This is a genomic window from Ruegeria sp. CG1, from assembly GCF_056537265.1.
The window spans coordinates 23403-38461 of record NZ_JBQFRF010000002.1; the positions used below are offsets into that span (position 1 = coordinate 23403).

16 protein-coding genes are annotated in these 15059 nt (G+C 57.8%); 4 read left to right on the top strand and 12 right to left on the bottom strand.

Annotation, left to right across the window (positions count from 1 at the left end):
- Positions 1-41: 41 nt before the first annotated feature.
- From secE to ACR0AU_RS05810, 6 genes are all read right to left on the bottom strand, one after another.
- Positions 42-239 (bottom strand): preprotein translocase subunit SecE, encoded by a 198-nt coding sequence (secE, locus tag ACR0AU_RS05785; RefSeq protein ID WP_170398600.1) that lies wholly within the window; start codon positions 237-239, stop codon positions 42-44.
- 80 nt (positions 240-319) lie between these two features.
- Positions 320-478, bottom strand: coding sequence for a cbb3-type cytochrome oxidase assembly protein CcoS (gene ccoS, locus ACR0AU_RS05790; protein WP_074737762.1), 159 nt, complete (start codon positions 476-478; stop codon positions 320-322).
- Between the two features lie 5 nt (positions 479-483).
- Complete coding sequence (locus ACR0AU_RS05795) at positions 484-2661, bottom strand: heavy metal translocating P-type ATPase (protein ID WP_170776264.1); 2178 nt, start codon at positions 2659-2661, stop codon at positions 484-486.
- A 2-nt stretch (positions 2662-2663) separates the two neighbouring features.
- Positions 2664-3122, bottom strand: a complete 459-nt coding sequence (locus ACR0AU_RS05800) for a FixH family protein (protein WP_170398607.1) — start codon at positions 3120-3122, stop codon at positions 2664-2666.
- 2 nt (positions 3123-3124) lie between these two features.
- Positions 3125-4552 carry a cytochrome c oxidase accessory protein CcoG gene (gene ccoG, locus ACR0AU_RS05805; RefSeq protein WP_170398610.1) on the bottom strand — a complete coding sequence of 476 codons (1428 nt, stop codon included), beginning with the start codon at positions 4550-4552 and terminating at the stop codon, positions 3125-3127.
- Between the two features lie 111 nt (positions 4553-4663).
- Complete coding sequence (locus ACR0AU_RS05810; RefSeq protein ID WP_170406517.1) at positions 4664-5542, bottom strand: LysR family transcriptional regulator; 879 nt, start codon at positions 5540-5542, stop codon at positions 4664-4666.
- 101 nt (positions 5543-5643) lie between these two features.
- Between ACR0AU_RS05810 and ACR0AU_RS05815 the strand changes: the two genes are divergently transcribed.
- Entirely contained in the window at positions 5644-5802 is a 159-nt protein-coding gene (locus ACR0AU_RS05815) for a hypothetical protein (RefSeq protein WP_170398617.1), read from the top strand.
- A gap of 151 nt (positions 5803-5953) precedes the next feature.
- On the opposite strand, the gene ccoP is transcribed toward ACR0AU_RS05815, so the two are convergent.
- The 4 genes from ccoP to ccoN are packed head-to-tail and all read right to left on the bottom strand — an operon-like array spanning position 5954 to position 9388.
- Positions 5954-6817: a cytochrome-c oxidase, cbb3-type subunit III gene (gene ccoP / locus ACR0AU_RS05820; RefSeq protein WP_170398621.1), complete on the bottom strand. Its 864-nt coding sequence runs from the start codon at positions 6815-6817 to the stop codon at positions 5954-5956.
- Positions 6814-7026: a cbb3-type cytochrome c oxidase subunit 3 gene (locus tag ACR0AU_RS05825; RefSeq protein ID WP_170398624.1), complete on the bottom strand. Its 213-nt coding sequence runs from the start codon at positions 7024-7026 to the stop codon at positions 6814-6816. The genes ccoP and ACR0AU_RS05825 overlap by 4 nt, the downstream gene beginning before the upstream one ends.
- 11 nt (positions 7027-7037) lie before the next feature.
- Positions 7038-7766, bottom strand: a complete 729-nt coding sequence (gene ccoO, locus ACR0AU_RS05830) for a cytochrome-c oxidase, cbb3-type subunit II (RefSeq protein ID WP_170398627.1) — start codon at positions 7764-7766, stop codon at positions 7038-7040.
- A 14-nt stretch (positions 7767-7780) separates the two neighbouring features.
- A complete protein-coding gene (ccoN, locus tag ACR0AU_RS05835; RefSeq protein ID WP_170398630.1) occupies positions 7781-9388 on the bottom strand; it encodes a cytochrome-c oxidase, cbb3-type subunit I in 1608 nt (535 codons plus the stop codon).
- 192 nt (positions 9389-9580) lie between these two features.
- Here ccoN and ACR0AU_RS05840 point away from each other — a divergent pair, with 192 nt between their 5' ends.
- Positions 9581-10420: a universal stress protein gene (locus ACR0AU_RS05840; protein WP_170398633.1), complete on the top strand. Its 840-nt coding sequence runs from the start codon at positions 9581-9583 to the stop codon at positions 10418-10420.
- Positions 10421-10462: 42 nt separating this feature from the next.
- Here ACR0AU_RS05840 and ACR0AU_RS05845 read toward each other — a convergent pair whose 3' ends face one another.
- Positions 10463-10717: a GlsB/YeaQ/YmgE family stress response membrane protein gene (locus ACR0AU_RS05845; RefSeq protein ID WP_170398637.1), complete on the bottom strand. Its 255-nt coding sequence runs from the start codon at positions 10715-10717 to the stop codon at positions 10463-10465.
- A gap of 39 nt (positions 10718-10756) precedes the next feature.
- Positions 10757-11500 (bottom strand): transcriptional regulator FnrL, encoded by a 744-nt coding sequence (gene fnrL / locus ACR0AU_RS05850; RefSeq protein WP_170406526.1) that lies wholly within the window; start codon positions 11498-11500, stop codon positions 10757-10759.
- Positions 11501-11561: 61 nt separating this feature from the next.
- Between fnrL and hemN the strand changes: the two genes are divergently transcribed.
- Positions 11562-12917 carry an oxygen-independent coproporphyrinogen III oxidase gene (gene hemN / locus ACR0AU_RS05855; RefSeq protein ID WP_170406528.1) on the top strand — a complete coding sequence of 452 codons (1356 nt, stop codon included), beginning with the start codon at positions 11562-11564 and terminating at the stop codon, positions 12915-12917.
- Positions 12918-13130: 213 nt separating this feature from the next.
- Positions 13131-15056, top strand: coding sequence for an elongation factor G (locus ACR0AU_RS05860; protein ID WP_170732477.1), 1926 nt, complete (start codon positions 13131-13133; stop codon positions 15054-15056).
- Positions 15057-15059: the final 3 nt, after the last annotated feature.

Consider the following 15059-nt stretch of genomic DNA (forward strand, 5'->3'; position numbering starts at 1 on the left):
TGTGCAAGGGGGCAGTCGCGTTTCAGCTTGCCCAAACCGGCTTAGCTAAACGCGCCGAGTACCAGTTGCAGACCGCCGCGAATGCCCAGATCAACCAGAGCAAAGAACACAGCCGTCAGCGCCGCCATGATGAACACCATGACCGTGGTCAACAGAACCTCACGACGGGTCGGCCAGACGACCTTTGCGACTTCTGCGCGGACCTGCTGAATGAACTGGATCGGGTTTAAGGTTGCCATGAGGCTACAATCTCTCTTCTAGCGGATGGGCCGGACATAGCCGGGCATTGCGGCAATTTCAAGGGCTGTTGACGCCTCTGTCAGGGCTTGGGCTTGTCATCCCATTCGTCGCTTAGGATACGGCGCGCATCGCCTTCCGGATCCTCATACTGGTTCGAGCGGACCGTGTAGATAAACGCAACCAAGCCAACCCCGCCCAAAAGCAGGGAAATCGGGATCAGATAGGCAAGCACTTCCATCAGAGTTACCTCAGCCGCAAGGCGTTCAGCGAAACAGTAATCGACGAGGTCGACATCGCCAATGCCGCAATAAGGGGTGTCGCCAACCCGGCAACGGCCAGCGGCACCGCGATGATGTTATAGACAGTGGCGATCCGGAAATTCTCGCGAATCCGACGCGTCGCCCTGACGGCTGTATCGCAAGCCTCAGCGATCGGGGACAGATCATTGCCCAGTAGCACGATATCCGACGCCACCCGCGCGGCATCCAAGGCGCTGGCCGGAGAAATCGAGACATGCGCCGCCGCCAATGCCGCCGTATCGTTCAGCCCATCGCCGACCATCAGAACGTGCCGACCCTGATCACTCAGCTCCCGCACTTTGGCGGCTTTGTCTTGTGGCAAGGCCTGGGCGATCCAGTTCTCAATGCCAAGCTTGCCCGCCAAGGCCTGAACCGCGCCTTGCATATCGCCGGAAATCAGGATGACGTCTTTGCCAGCAGTGCGGAAAGCCGCAACCGCCTCGGCAGCGCCTGCGCGCAGACTTTCGGTAAAAGTAAAGCGTGATGGCGTCCGCGATCCAATTGCGAGCCAGGCTGCGGTCTGCTCACCATCTTCGCCGCCGACCCAGGCCGCTCGACCCAGCCGGACCTGCTGATCACGGTAAACGCCCTCAGTGCCATATCCCGCCACCTCAACAACATCGTGCAACTTGGCAGGCTTGATCCCGGCCTCACGCGCAGCCTTTGCAAGGGCAAGAGACAAGGGGTGCGAAGACGCTTCGGCCAATGCCAGAGCCACTTGCAAATCGGTACGCGAATGATCACCAAGATTGGTCAACTCGGGAGCACCAGATGTTAGGGTGCCGGTCTTGTCAAATACCACAGTATCCACTTCGGCCAGCCGTTCTAACGCGGTCGCGTGTTTGATCAGCATGCCGCTGCGGAACAATCGGCCTGATGCTGCAGTGGTTACCGCCGGGACTGCCAAGCCCAGCGCGCAGGGACATGTGATGATCAAAACCGCCGCAGCGATATTCAGCGCCGTCCGGATATCGCCCGAATAAATATACCATCCTAAGAAGCTGAGCGCGGAGAGTATATGTACCCCCGGCGCATAAAGCTTGGCCGCCTTGTCTGCCAGCGAGGTATACCGTGACCGGCCCGATTCAGCGATGGCTACCAGATCCGCCATACGGTGCAGCGAGGTATCTTCCCCGACTGCCGTCGCACGGATGGTCAGAGGGCCGGTCAGGTTAACCTCACCTGCACTGACGTTCAGCCCGGCCTCGGCAAAGACCGGGAGGGTTTCCCCGGTCAGCAGCGACCGGTCCAACTCGGACTGGCCCGAGATGATTTCGCCATCCACTGGCATGCGACCTCCGGGGCGAACCAGAATCAGATCACCCACGTTAAGGCTCGCAACCGCCACTTCCGCTTCGGTCCCATCCACGAGCCGGATGGCGCGCGGGACCTCCAGCGCGGTTAGTTCTTCGGCAGCCGAACGTGCCGCGGCACGGGTGCGATAGTCCAAATACCTGCCCGCTAGCAGGAAGAATGTCAGGGTCAAAGCCGCGTCGAAATAAGCATGTTCACCGCTGAGTGCAGTTTCCCAAAGCGACGTGACCAGAGCTAGCAGTATCGCCAAAACAATCGGCACATCCATATTCAACCGGCGTACGCGCAGCGCGCTCCAGGCGTTGGAAAAGAAAGGCTGGGCCGAGAACGCAATTGCAGGCAGCGCAATCGCCGCAGATATCCAGTGGAACATGTCGCGCGTCGCATCGGTGGCGCCGGACCAGACCGACACCGATAACAGCATCACGTTCATCGAAGCAAAACCCGCCACTGCTAGCCGCATCAGCAGATCGCGCCCGGCCTTATCGGTTTGCGTAGCCGAAAGCGCACCCGGATCCAGTTCGTGGGCTTCAAAGCCAGCGCGCTCCAGCACCGGGATCAGATCGGCGGCGCGCGTATCCGGTGCCGCCTTGATCATCGCGCGTTTCAGCGTGAGATTGACCCGCGCGTCTTCAACGCCGGGATGGGCATTCAACTCACGCTCGACCGTAGAGATGCAGGCCGAGCAGTGGATGCCCGGCAGCGACAGCGCGATCTGCACATCCTCTGGGATTCGCAGCGCCGCTTCCGCCGGGGCTGCGATGCAGCCGGGACAGGCTGCCCGAGATGGAGTGGCTTGCGCAACCATCTCTAACCTTTCACATACAGGGGCACACGTTGCGCGAACTCGGCACCATCTTTTGCTTTCGCCACAAGGCGAATGTTCCAGTTACCTTTGCCCAGGGCAGCCGGGGCGGCATAGGCGATGCCATCAAAAGTAAAGTCCGGCGAGAAGTCTTCCTTCACATGGGTGGCGCGCCCCACCACGGCCTGCAGATCTGCCACTTCAACAGGGGAACCGGTCTGATCGGTTATGTATAGCACCAGCAGCCCTCCGGTCAGCTCGGCCTTGATGTTCCAACCCAAGGCCTGCTGTTCCTTCAAACGTTCATTGAACTCCTGGCTGGCTACATAAGAGTTCTTCACCTCAAGCCCCGGAAAGGTCTTGATTGCACTATAAGCCAAGACGAGGTTCACCGTGATGATCACGCCAAAGGCCGCGACAAATACCGCCAATGCGTGTTTGCCTGTGAATTGACGTTCTGCCATTCTCAGCTTCCTCGTCCGTTGAAACTGGTATCCTTGTAGGCCCGCTCACCACTTTCCAGATCTTCGACCCAGATGCGAACCGAGGTGCTGTCAGCCGCTGCAGGGGCGGTACCCTGCGGAGCGGTGATATAGACGCGGGTCAATTGTGCCGTATCTGCGGTAACATTAACAGTCTCGCCTTCAACACCTTCGATTTCAATCTGCAGCGAAGGATCGCCAGCAATCGTCAGTTTGAATGGCCGATCCTCGCCATGTTTGTTGCGCAGGCGTACATCATAGGTGTTACGGATCGTGCCATCTGAAAGGGTAACGAAAGTCGGATTCCGCACCGGCGCAACCGTCAAATCGATATCCGAACGAATGAACAGCGCAAAGAGCAATGCAAATCCGACCAGTGACCATAGCGCCGTGTACAGGATCGTGCGCGGACGCAGGATGTGTTTCCAAACGTTTTTGGGTGGCTGACCTTCGCGTTCGCGGGCCTCATCACTCAGCGCCATATAATCGATCAGACCACGGGGCTTGCCTATCTTAGCCATCATGTCATCGCAGGCGTCGATGCAAAGCGCACAGGTAATGCATTCCAGTTGCTGACCGTCTCGAATGTCGATCCCTACCGGACAGACATTGACGCAAGCCATACAATCGATGCAATCGCCCAGCTCGCTGTCAGCCGTACGTTTGCCTTTGCCGCGTGGTTCACCCCGCCATTCGCGATATCCGACGACCAGGGTATCCTCGTCCATCATCGCGGCCTGAATGCGCGGCCATGGGCAGGCATAGATGCAGATTTGTTCGCGTGCAAAGCCACCGAAGAAAAACGTGGTGCCGGTCAGAATCAGCATCGTCGTATAGGCCACTGGATGCGCGTTTCCGGTGACCAGATCACGCGCCAGAGTTGGTGCATCCGCAAAATAGAAAACCCAGGCGCCACCGGTTGCGAGCCCGATGAAGAACCAAGCGACCCACTTGGTCAGGCGCAGCCGCGCCTTGCGGAAATCCAGCTTTTTCTGCCTGTGCAGACGCAGGCGCGCATTACGATCGCCCTCAATCCAGCGCTCGACAAGGATATACAGGTCCGTCCAAACCGTCTGCGGGCAGGCATACCCGCACCAGACCCGCCCAAGCGCCGAGGTGAACAGGAACAAACCCAAACCCGCCATGATCAGCAGCCCGGCGACAAAATAGAACTCGTGCGGCCAAATTTCGATCCAGAAGAAATAGAAGCGGCGGTTCGCCAGATCCAGAAGAACGGCCTGATCCGGAAGGCTTGGCCCGCGATCCCACCTGATCCAAGGCGTCACATAGTAAATGCCCAGCGTCACTGCCATGATGATCCATTTCAAATTGCGAAACGGGCCGGACACACGTCTCGGGAAAATCGGCTCTCTGGCGGCGTAGAGACTGGGGGTGGGATTGGAATCGCTCACAGGCTGGCTCCGCAACTGGCTATTCTGAGTGTGTGTTCTTCCAGATCACGAGGCAAGGGACTTTGACATGGGTCAAAACGCGCATCGCGCAGACACCTTTAGACGCGTGAATTACTGCTGGCTTCGCGCTTCGCGCCTCAGCCAGTTGATGAAGATTTTCACGGATCGCCTAAGAGCTTGTTTTTGCGTAACTATGTGATACCCGCGCGTATCCGGCTCGGCGAACAGTTCGACGATGCGGCCCGCTTTGATGTCCGCTTCGACGAATTGTCGCACAGTGACGGTGACCCCTTGCCCAGACCGCAAACCATCCAGCAGCAGGTTACCGGGAAGCTGCGTACGCCCCGCGCCGCGTTCGGGTCCGACACCTCGCTCAGTCAGCCATTTTGTCCCCTCAGTCGTGCCAATTTCCTCAAGCCACGGCAACTGCGCAAGTTCTGCCGGGGACCAATCGGTCTTGTTACCCAATAGTGTGGGTGAGGCGACGATGACCATCGGCGTCTGCAACAACATCTCACACTCCACCCCCGGCCAACCGCCGGCACCATAACGGATCGCTACATCCACGCCACCCGGTTGCAGCTCGACCACCTCAAAGGTTGGATCTAAGATCAGGTTTACGTCGGGATGCGTTGCGCGGAAACTCGGCAATCGCGGCATCAGCCAAGATGCAGCGAAGGAAGACGTCAGCGACACATGAACCGGGCGGTCCTGAGCCGAGCGAGCCAGATCACCCACAGCAGCCTCGATCGCACCAAATCCAAGCTGCAGGGCACGGGCCAGATGCTCACCTTCCGCGGTAAGTGTCAGCGCTTTGCCCGTTCGGTCCAGCAGAGCCGCGCCCAGATGTTTCTCGAGCGCGCGAAGCTGCTGGCTGATTGCAGCGTGGCTAACATTGAGCGCAGCACCGGCCTCGACAACACTTCGCTTCTCAGCGAAGGCTGCAAAGGCCCTGAGAGAGGCCAGCGGCGGCAGTGATAGCCAGTCCATATGTAAACCCTACTTACACATTGAAATGGTAATTGAGTCGCATTCGACGTGCGAAAGGTCAATCTTAAAGCTCAGAAACAACTCTGCACAGGAGGGAAACCATGCTGACCGTATTCGCCAGATCTTTTTTGAACGCGACACGCATCAATACGCCTCACATCTACGATGCGCCAAAGCCGGGCCGTCGCAAGCGGCGCTGGCTGCCCGAACATCATTGGTGGAGAGAAAACCCGCGCGATGTAAATCTGAACGATCTTTGATACTGGTTTGAATGCCGTATCTGGACCGGCAGAGATTGCAGCCCTATTGTTTGAAAATCGGCACCGGCTGTTCTGGAAACGCGCGAACAGATGGAACAGCCGGTGCCTAGACCTTCGGGCGGGAGACCGCCCGGAGGTGTTCTTTTAACCCTTACTGACCGCCACCCAACTGGTGGACATAAGCCGTCACGGCGCGGATTTGCGCGTCGGTCAGGCGATTTTCCCATGGGGGCATCACGCCAAAGCGGCTGTAGGTGACCGTCTCGGTCAGGGCCTCTTGGCTGCCGCCGTAAAGCCAGATCGCATCGGTCAGATTCGGCGCACCCTGGGAAACGTCGCCTTTGCCGTCATCACCGTGGCAAGCCGCGCAGTTGTCTTCGAATACAACCTTGCCTGCCTGCGCCGCCGCGTCATCGGTCTGGGCGTTGGTCAGGGACATGACGTATTGAACCACTTGAGTGATCTCATCCTTTTCGAGGATCTCACCAAAGGCCGGCATCTCGGAATAGCGCGCGTCGTCGCTTTCCTCGTTCCGGATGCCATAGGCGATGGTGTACTCGATATCCTCAAGCGAGCCGCCCCACAGCCAGGCGTCATCCAGCAGGTTCGGGAAACCCGGCGCACCCTGCGCGCCCGATCCGTGGCACTGCGCGCACCAGGTTCGGAACACAGCGCCACCAGAGTTAACTGCGTATTGTTGCAGCTCCGCGTCGGCCGAGATTTCTTCCAGCGGTGTTTCCACCAACTTGGCATTCCACGGCGCATTCGCTTCTTCGAACGCGACCATTTCCTGCTGCACCAGCTCGCGCGAGGACCAACCCAGCACACCGGCGGTTGCCGATTGAACCAAGGGCCATGCTGGGTACATGATCGTGTAGATCACGCCCCAAATGATGGTCGCGTAAAAGGTCCAAAGCCACCAGCGTGGCATCGGATTATCGAATTCCTCGATTCCGTCCCAGCTGTGACCCGTGGTGTTAGGATCGCCCGGCTGTTTTTCAGGTGTCTTACTCATTGCCGCGCCTCCTTGGATGTGGCGGGTTTGTCGTCGCCCCGACGGGGCGCTGGGGCATCAGCGTGCCGGAACGGGATGTTGGCGGTGTCCTTGTATTCCTTGCTGGCACCAGGGCGGAAAACCCAGATGATGATGCCAATAAAAAACGAGAACAGGAGCAGCAACATCCAGCTATCCGCGAACTGCCTTAGAATTGTGTATAGTTCCATCACACCCTCCTTTAACGGCTTGCGTCCGGGGTGAAGGTCGAGAAATCGACCAGCGTGCCCAGCATCTGGAGGTAAGCAACCAACGCATCCATTTCAGTCAGCTCGGGCTGACCGTCAAAGTTACGCACATTGACCTTGTCGCCATAGCGTTCCAACAATCCATCATAATCGCTGTCCGGATCGGCCTGCGCCCGAAAATCGGCCTGCGCCTGTTCAAGCATCTCGTCGGTATACGGGGTGCCGACCACGGCATTTGCCGCCATGATGTCACCGATATACTTGCCGTCTAGCTTACGATCCTCAAGGAAGCCGTATTTCGGCATCACCGATTCCGGCACCACCGATTGTGGATCGCGCAGGTGGTCCACCTGCCATTGATCCGAATACCGGCCACCGACGCGGGCAATATCCGGCCCGGTGCGTTTGGACCCCCATTGGAACGGATGATCATACATGGATTCAGCCGCCAGCGAGTAGTGGCCATAACGTTCAACCTCATCCCGCATCGGGCGGATCATCTGGCTGTGGCAAACATAGCAGCCTTCGCGCAGATAAACCTCACGCCCCGCCAGTTCGAGAGGGGTGTAAGGGCGCATGCCCTCCACCTTCTCGATGGTGTTCTCAAGATAGAACAGGGGCGCGATCTGTACGATGCCACCGATGGTCACGACCAGAAAGCTGAAGATCAGCAGGAGGGTCGCGTTGGTCTCGAGGATCTTGTGTTTGTCGAGAATTGCCATTGCTCCGGCCCTCCTTATTCAGCCGGGACCGCGACGGTCAGGCTGGCCTCTTTGGCCGGCGCTTTCCGTACAGTCATCCACAGGTTGTAGCACATGATCAGCGAGCCAGCGACGAACATCACGCCACCCAGCGCACGCACCACATACATCGGGAACTTCGCGGCAACGGTGTCAGCGAACGAATTCACCAAGAAGCCATTGGCGTCCACTTCACGCCACATCAGGCCTTCCATGATACCGGTGACCCACATCGACGCCGCGTAGAGAACGATGCCAATGGTGGCGAGCCAGAAGTGCCAGCTGACCAGCTGCAGCGAGTACAGACGCTCACGCTTCCACAAAACAGGGACTAGGAAGTAAAGAGCACCAAAGGTGATCATACCGTTCCAGCCCAGCGCGCCCGAGTGTACGTGACCGATAGTCCAGTCGGTATAGTGGCTGAGGCTGTTCACAGCGCGGATCGACATCATCGGACCCTCGAACGTGGACATGCCGTAGAAGCCGACCGAAATCACCATCATCCGGATCACTGGGTCAGTGCGTAGTTTGTCCCATGCACCCGACAGGGTCATCAGACCGTTGATCATACCACCCCACGAAGGCATCCATAGGATCACCGAGAACACCATGCCAAGGGTCGAGGCCCAATCAGGCAGCGCAGTATAGTGCAGGTGGTGCGGACCAGCCCAAATATACAGGAAGATCAGCGCCCAGAAGTGGATGATCGACAGCTTGTAGCTGAATACCGGACGCTCAGCCTGTTTCGGGATGAAGTAGTACATCATACCCAGGAAACCGGCAGTCAGAAAGAAGCCCACGGCGTTGTGGCCATACCACCACTGGATCATGGCATCCTGAACACCAGACCAGACGATGACCGATTTCGATCCCCAGATGCTGACCGGGATGGTCATGTTGTTGACCAGGTGCAGCATGGCGACAGTCACGATAAAGGCCAGATAGAACCAGTTTGCCACGTAGATGTGCGGCTCTTTCCGCTTGATGATCGTGCCCAGATAAACAGCCAGATAGGCAACCCAGACAACAGTCAGCCACAGGTCAACGTACCATTCAGGTTCGGCATATTCTTTCGACTGCGTTCCACCAAGTATATAACCGGTTGCCGCAAGCACGATGAACAGCTGATAGCCCCAGAACACGAACCATGCCAGGTTTCCACCCCAAAGTCGCGCAGCGCTGGTGCGCTGTACGACATAGAACGAAGTTGCGATCAACGCGTTACCGCCAAAGGCAAAGATAACCGCCGATGTATGCAAAGGCCGCAGACGCCCGAAATTAAGATAGCCCTGCGCCCATTCGAAGTTTAGCGCCGGAAAAGCTAGCTGGAATGCAATAAAAGTCCCCGCCAGGAACCCGACTACCCCCCAGAATGCGGTTGCGATCACGCCGTAGCGGATCACGTCATCCATATACTCACCAGAGCGGTCGACGAGGATATCTGGCTCTTCCGTGTTTCTAAGCGTCCAGATGAACAGACCGCCGGCGATCAACATCACCAGAATTGCGTGCACCTGATACGCCAAATCCCGTGCGTAGTTAGAGCCGATGGCTGCGAACAGCACCACCAGCCCAAGCACGATCAGCTTGATGTAATTTGACATATTGCGTCCCTTTGCCATGCCTCGCGCGATTCTTCGTGTCACGCGAAACCTTTTTGACTGCATGCTGTAATGCAGCGAGGTCGCCTTTGACGCTTTGATCTGCATCAAGACAAGCCCCTGTTTTCTGTGAGAGGTATTTTGCAGAAACAGACACGCGCTGGCAACGGACAGCGCCGGAAACATGAGGTCGACATGGCATTTAAATCTCTTCTTACGGTCATGACGGAAACCAAGCTTTCTCAGAACGCACTGGCACAAATGGTGGCATTGGCAGAAGGGCAGGACGCCCATGTCGAAGCGTTGTGTCTTGGCGTCGATCGCAGTCAGACCGGTTATTATTATGCCGGTGCAAACGCTTTGATCCTGCAGGAGACCCTGAGCCGCGCCAATGCCGAGGCGGACGAGATACTCGCCTACGCTCAGGATTATCTGGGTAAGTCGGGCGTGCGCTGGTCCGCTGAAAACGGGGTAGCTCAGATCGCTGATCTCGGGCGACATGTCGCACGTCGCGCGCGCTTTTCGGATCTCGTGGTATTGCCGCGACCTTATGGAAAAGACCGCGACGCAGAAGCTGAACCCATCGTCGAGGCCGCCATGTTCGAAGGCCATTCGCCGGTGCTGTTAGTGCCCGATGATAACAAACCGATTTCGGCCCCAAAAACCGTCATGGTGGGCTGGAACGAAAGCGTCGAAGCGATGCGCGCCATCCGTCGCGCGTTGCCATTCTTGAAGCAGGCCGAACTCACACGGATTGTTGTGATTGATCCACCGCGTCATGGGCCGGATCGATCGGATCCGGGCGGTCTGCTATCTCAGATGCTGGCGCGACATGGGGTGAAGTGCGAAATCGACGTGCTCAGCAAGACCATGACGCGCGTCTCGGACATCCTCAATCGCCACGCTGCCGATACCGAGGCCGATATGATCGTTATGGGGGCCTATGGCCATTCGCGCTTTCGCGAGGCCATTTTGGGTGGCGCGACCCGCAATATGCTGGAGCAATCAGAAATCCCCGTGTTTCTGGCCCACTGACGACGCCAACGAACGCAAAAGCCGCCCGTCTCTGGAGCGGCTTTATGTCTTGCGGATCAGGCCGATCAGGAACAGCAGGATCACCGCACCGATAGTGGCAAAGAAGATCGAAGAGATGAGCCCTCCGCCAACCGCAAAGCCCAGGGCGGGAAAGATCGTGCCCGCCAGAAACGCACCGACAATCCCGACTATAATATTCCCGATCAGGCCGAACCCACGCCCTTCCATGATTTTCCCCGACAGCCAGCCAGCTATCGCGCCGATGAACAGCATGGCGAGTAAACCGCTAAATTCCATAAGGGACTCCCAATTGTTCGAGGGCGGCGGGCTGAGGCATCAGACCAGAAATCCGCCATCGGTATCGTCGCCCGCCTCTTCCATTAGGCGCCCCATATCGGGGATTGTTACATGGCGTTTACCTTCCAGAGTAATGACCTGATCTTTCTTCAAGGCGGAAATCTGTCGGCTGACAGTTTCCAGGGTCAGCCCAAGATAGTCGGCCATCGCCTCGCGCGTCAGTGGCAGGTCAAAGACAATCGGAGCTACCATTCCGGCTTGGTGGATTGACGCGTCCCGGCGCGCGATGATCGAAAGCAGGCTTGCAATCTTTTCTCGCGCGGTCTTGCGTCCAAGCACCAGCATCCATTCACGGGCCGCATCCAGTTCGTCCAACGTCATTTCCAGCAGGCGCTGCGAGATGTGAGGCGTCGTGATCATCATGTCTTCGAACGGCTTTTTGCGGAAACAGCACATCATCAGATCGGTGGTTGCAACCACGTCGTATGGCGCGTTGTCCCGTCCGGGGCGACCCACGAAATCGCTGGGCAGCAGCAGGCCGACCATTTGCCTGCGCCCATCCTCCATCGTCTGTGTCAAAGACGCGATTCCCGACACGACCGAGCCGACAAAATTCATCGGATCGCCGGACCAGATGATCGTCTGCCCCGCCTCAAAGCTGCGGTAGTACTTGATGTTCTCAAGCTCTTCCAGCTCGTCCTTTTCGCAATGCGCGCACACCGCACGATGCCGGATCGGGCATTCTGCGCAATTGGTGTGGTCGAATTGGGCCTTGAGTGTCATTCGCGCTTCCATTTGATTTCGGTCAAAGTACCCTGGGCCCTCCAGCTATAGTCATATCTTTATGACACTGAAACCTCAACTGGCACGGCTTGGACTTTTTGACGCGAAAGTACCGCGTTACACAAGCTATCCCACCGCACCCCACTTCAGCAATGACGTCGGGGCTGATCTGTTTAGCGACTGGATTTCCGGGATTGCTCCGGGCAGTTCAATCTCGCTTTACATCCATGTACCCTTCTGCCGTCGGCTGTGCTGGTTTTGCGCCTGCCGGACACAAGGCACCCAGACTGATAACCCGGTCATTGCCTATGTCGACGTGCTAAAGGCCGAGCTGGACCTGCTGGCGGCACGCCTGCCAGAGGGTGTTAAATTGTCGCGGCTACACTGGGGCGGCGGTACGCCGACGCTGTTGAATGCAGACTTGATGCGGGATCTGGCCGCGCGAATCCTTGAGATTGTGCCTTTAGGCCCAGACGCCGAGTTTTCCGTCGAGATCGATCCGAATGAGATCGACGAAGCCCGGCTGGATGCACTGGCCGAAGCCGGGATGAATCGCGCATCGATCGGCGTTCAGGATTTTGACGACGAAATCCAGAAAACCATCGGTCGCATTCAAAGCTATGACACCACCCGCGAAGCTGCCGAGATGATCCGCGCGCGTGGTATATCCAGCCTGAATGCGGACATTCTTTATGGCCTGCCCCACCAGACCAAGGCGCGCATGACCGAAAGTGTGCAAAAGCTGTTGTCGCTGAACCCTGACCGGGTCGCACTCTATGGCTACGCGCATGTGCCGTGGATGGCCAAGCGCCAGCAGTTGATTCCATCAGATGCCCTGCCCACACCGGAACAGCGACTGGAACTTTTTGAAACCGCCCGGCGACTGTTCCTATGGGACAATTATGCCGAGATCGGGATTGACCACTTTGCAACGCAGGACGATGGGCTGACCCATGCGCTGCGCGCTGGTCGATTGAAACGGAATTTCCAGGGCTATACAGACGATCAAGCTCCTATTCTGATTGGCTTGGGTGCCAGCTCGATCTCACGCTTCCCGCAAGGATATGCGCAAAACGCACCGGCAACCTCGGCTCATACGAAGGCCATACGCGAAGGGCGGTTCTCGACGTCGCGCGGGCATTTGTTCAAAGATCAGGATGTTCTACGGTCTCGTCTGATCGAAGCATTGATGTGCGATTTTCAGATCAACTCGGCCGAGATTCTGCGCGATTATGACATTTCAACTGCGGAACTGCAGCAAATGTACGCAACGGCAAACGCGGCCTTCGACGGGTTGCTACGCGTGGATGAAAACGGATTGTTCATACCGCCCGAAGCACGTGCGCTGACCCGCATGATCGCGCGCAGCTTTGACACGTATGATCTGAGTAAGGCTGGGCATAGTTCCGCGATCTGAACACTCTTCGGCAGGTCGTTTTTTGCGACCTTCCCTTACAAACCGGCACGGGGGCTTGACGCATGCCTTCGGTTTTCTCCACACTCAAGGGGTGGAGAGACCCACCTCTTCACAGCCTGAGGCAGGCAAACGCAGACAGTTCTTGCCGACGCGCATGCGTTCGACAGCCCTTTTCGTGCAGCCATACTGCAACCTGAAAGAGGGACAGCACTCATGCGCGTTTTCACCGTCCTCGGCCCCAGCCAATCGGGCAAATCCACCTTGGTCGAAGCGATCAGCCGCCTCGACGGGCGGCCCACCACATTCGATGTTGCCGGAACCGTGCATCTGCACGGTTTTTCTTATTTAAACGAACCGTGGTGCGCGGTGGACGTAGACGGAGGCGGCGATGCGCTGGCCTATGTCGGCCCAGCCATGGCGATCTCGGACGCAGCAGTTGTGGTTGTCCCACCTGACCCCGATGCCGCCGTTCTGTGTGCCCCGTATCTAAGGTTGGTCGAAGAGGCCGGCATTCCCTGTTTTTTATTCATCAACCGCATGGACAGCCCCAACGGTCGCATCCGCGACATCGTTGCTGCACTGCAGACCTATTGCACCCACCACATCGCTCTGCGGCAGGTGCCGATCCGGGACGGAGACACCATTATCGGCGCAGTCGATCTGATCTCGGAACGCGCCTGGAAGTATCAGGAGGGGCAGCCCTCGGCCCTGATCGAGCTACCGCAATCAGCGGAAGACCGCGAACAGGAAGCACGCACCGAGTTGTTGGAGACCCTATCGGATTTCGATGACAATCTGCTGGAGCAACTGATTGAGGACAAACAGCCCCCAAGCGACGAGGTCTACGAGCTGGCCGCACAGGTCTTGCAGAACCATCAGCTTATCCCGGCCTGCCTAGGTGCCGCGAGCCATGGCAACGGTCTGACCCGCTTGATGAAAGCGCTGCGTCATGAAGCACCGGAATTCAACATTGCAGCTGACCGGGATGAGGCCGAAGAAAACGCCCGTGCCATTGCTGGCTTTGCGGATGTGAAGAAGCATATCGGCAAGATCACCGTATTGCGCGGTCTGGGCGACGGCGTGAAAGCTCATGAACCCCTTGGTGGCGAAACTGTTGGAAATCTGACAACCTTGGACGCCAAGACCCAGATCAGCGCGCTTGAAGCCGGACATATTGGCCTTGCTGTCAAATCCGACCACCTTAATCCTGGCTTCATCTATGACAGCGCGGCGGCAACGCCGTTGCCGGAATGGGCCTCATCCCATCCTGCCGCGCATCGTCAGGTCGTATCGCCTGCGCATGAGCGAGACGACGTGCGCCTGTCGAATGCGTTGACCCGGCTGGTTGAGATCGACCCCGGCCTGCACCTGGAGCAAGACGAGTTGAGCGGTCATTCTATTCTGGGCTCACAAGGCCCGCAGCACATGCGCCGCGTGACCGCCAAACTCGCCGAGGATTTTGGCATCGAGATTGAGGCCGAAGCCGCCGGAACCGCCTATCGCGAGACCATCCGCACAAAGGTCGATCATCGCCATCGCCACCGCAAGCAATCCGGCGGTGCAGGTCAATTCGCTGATGTGGTGATCTCAATCGCGCCGCTGCCGCGCGGCTCGGGGTTTCAGTTCGAAGAAGTGGTCAAAGGCGGGGCCGTACCCCGGAACTACATTCCTTCGGTTGAACATGGGGCCAAGGACGCACTGGTTGAGGGGCCTGAAGGCTTCCCAGTTGTGGACGTCAAGGTGACACTCAGCGACGGCAAACACCATAACGTGGACAGTTCGGATTATGCTTTCCGCACTGCAGGCAAGAATGCCGTGCGCGAAGCGTTGCCAGAGGCGAAGCCCGTCGTCCTGCAACCTATCCTGAACGCCGAAATCCATCTGCCCTCAACCTTCGTCGGCGATCTTGTCCCGACGATCAGCTCGCTGCAGGGGCAGGTTCTTGGGTTTGAAGGCAACCCCAACGCCTCAGGCTGGGAAATCTTCAATGCGACACTCCCCGCCGTGGCCGAGGATGAACTGCACCGCACACTTGCCAGTGCTACCCGCGGGACCGGTTGGGTCAAACTACAATTCGATCACTATGAAGAGCTGCGCGGCCCCGTTCCCGCGTCAGCCAAAAACAAGGAAATAGCCTGACAT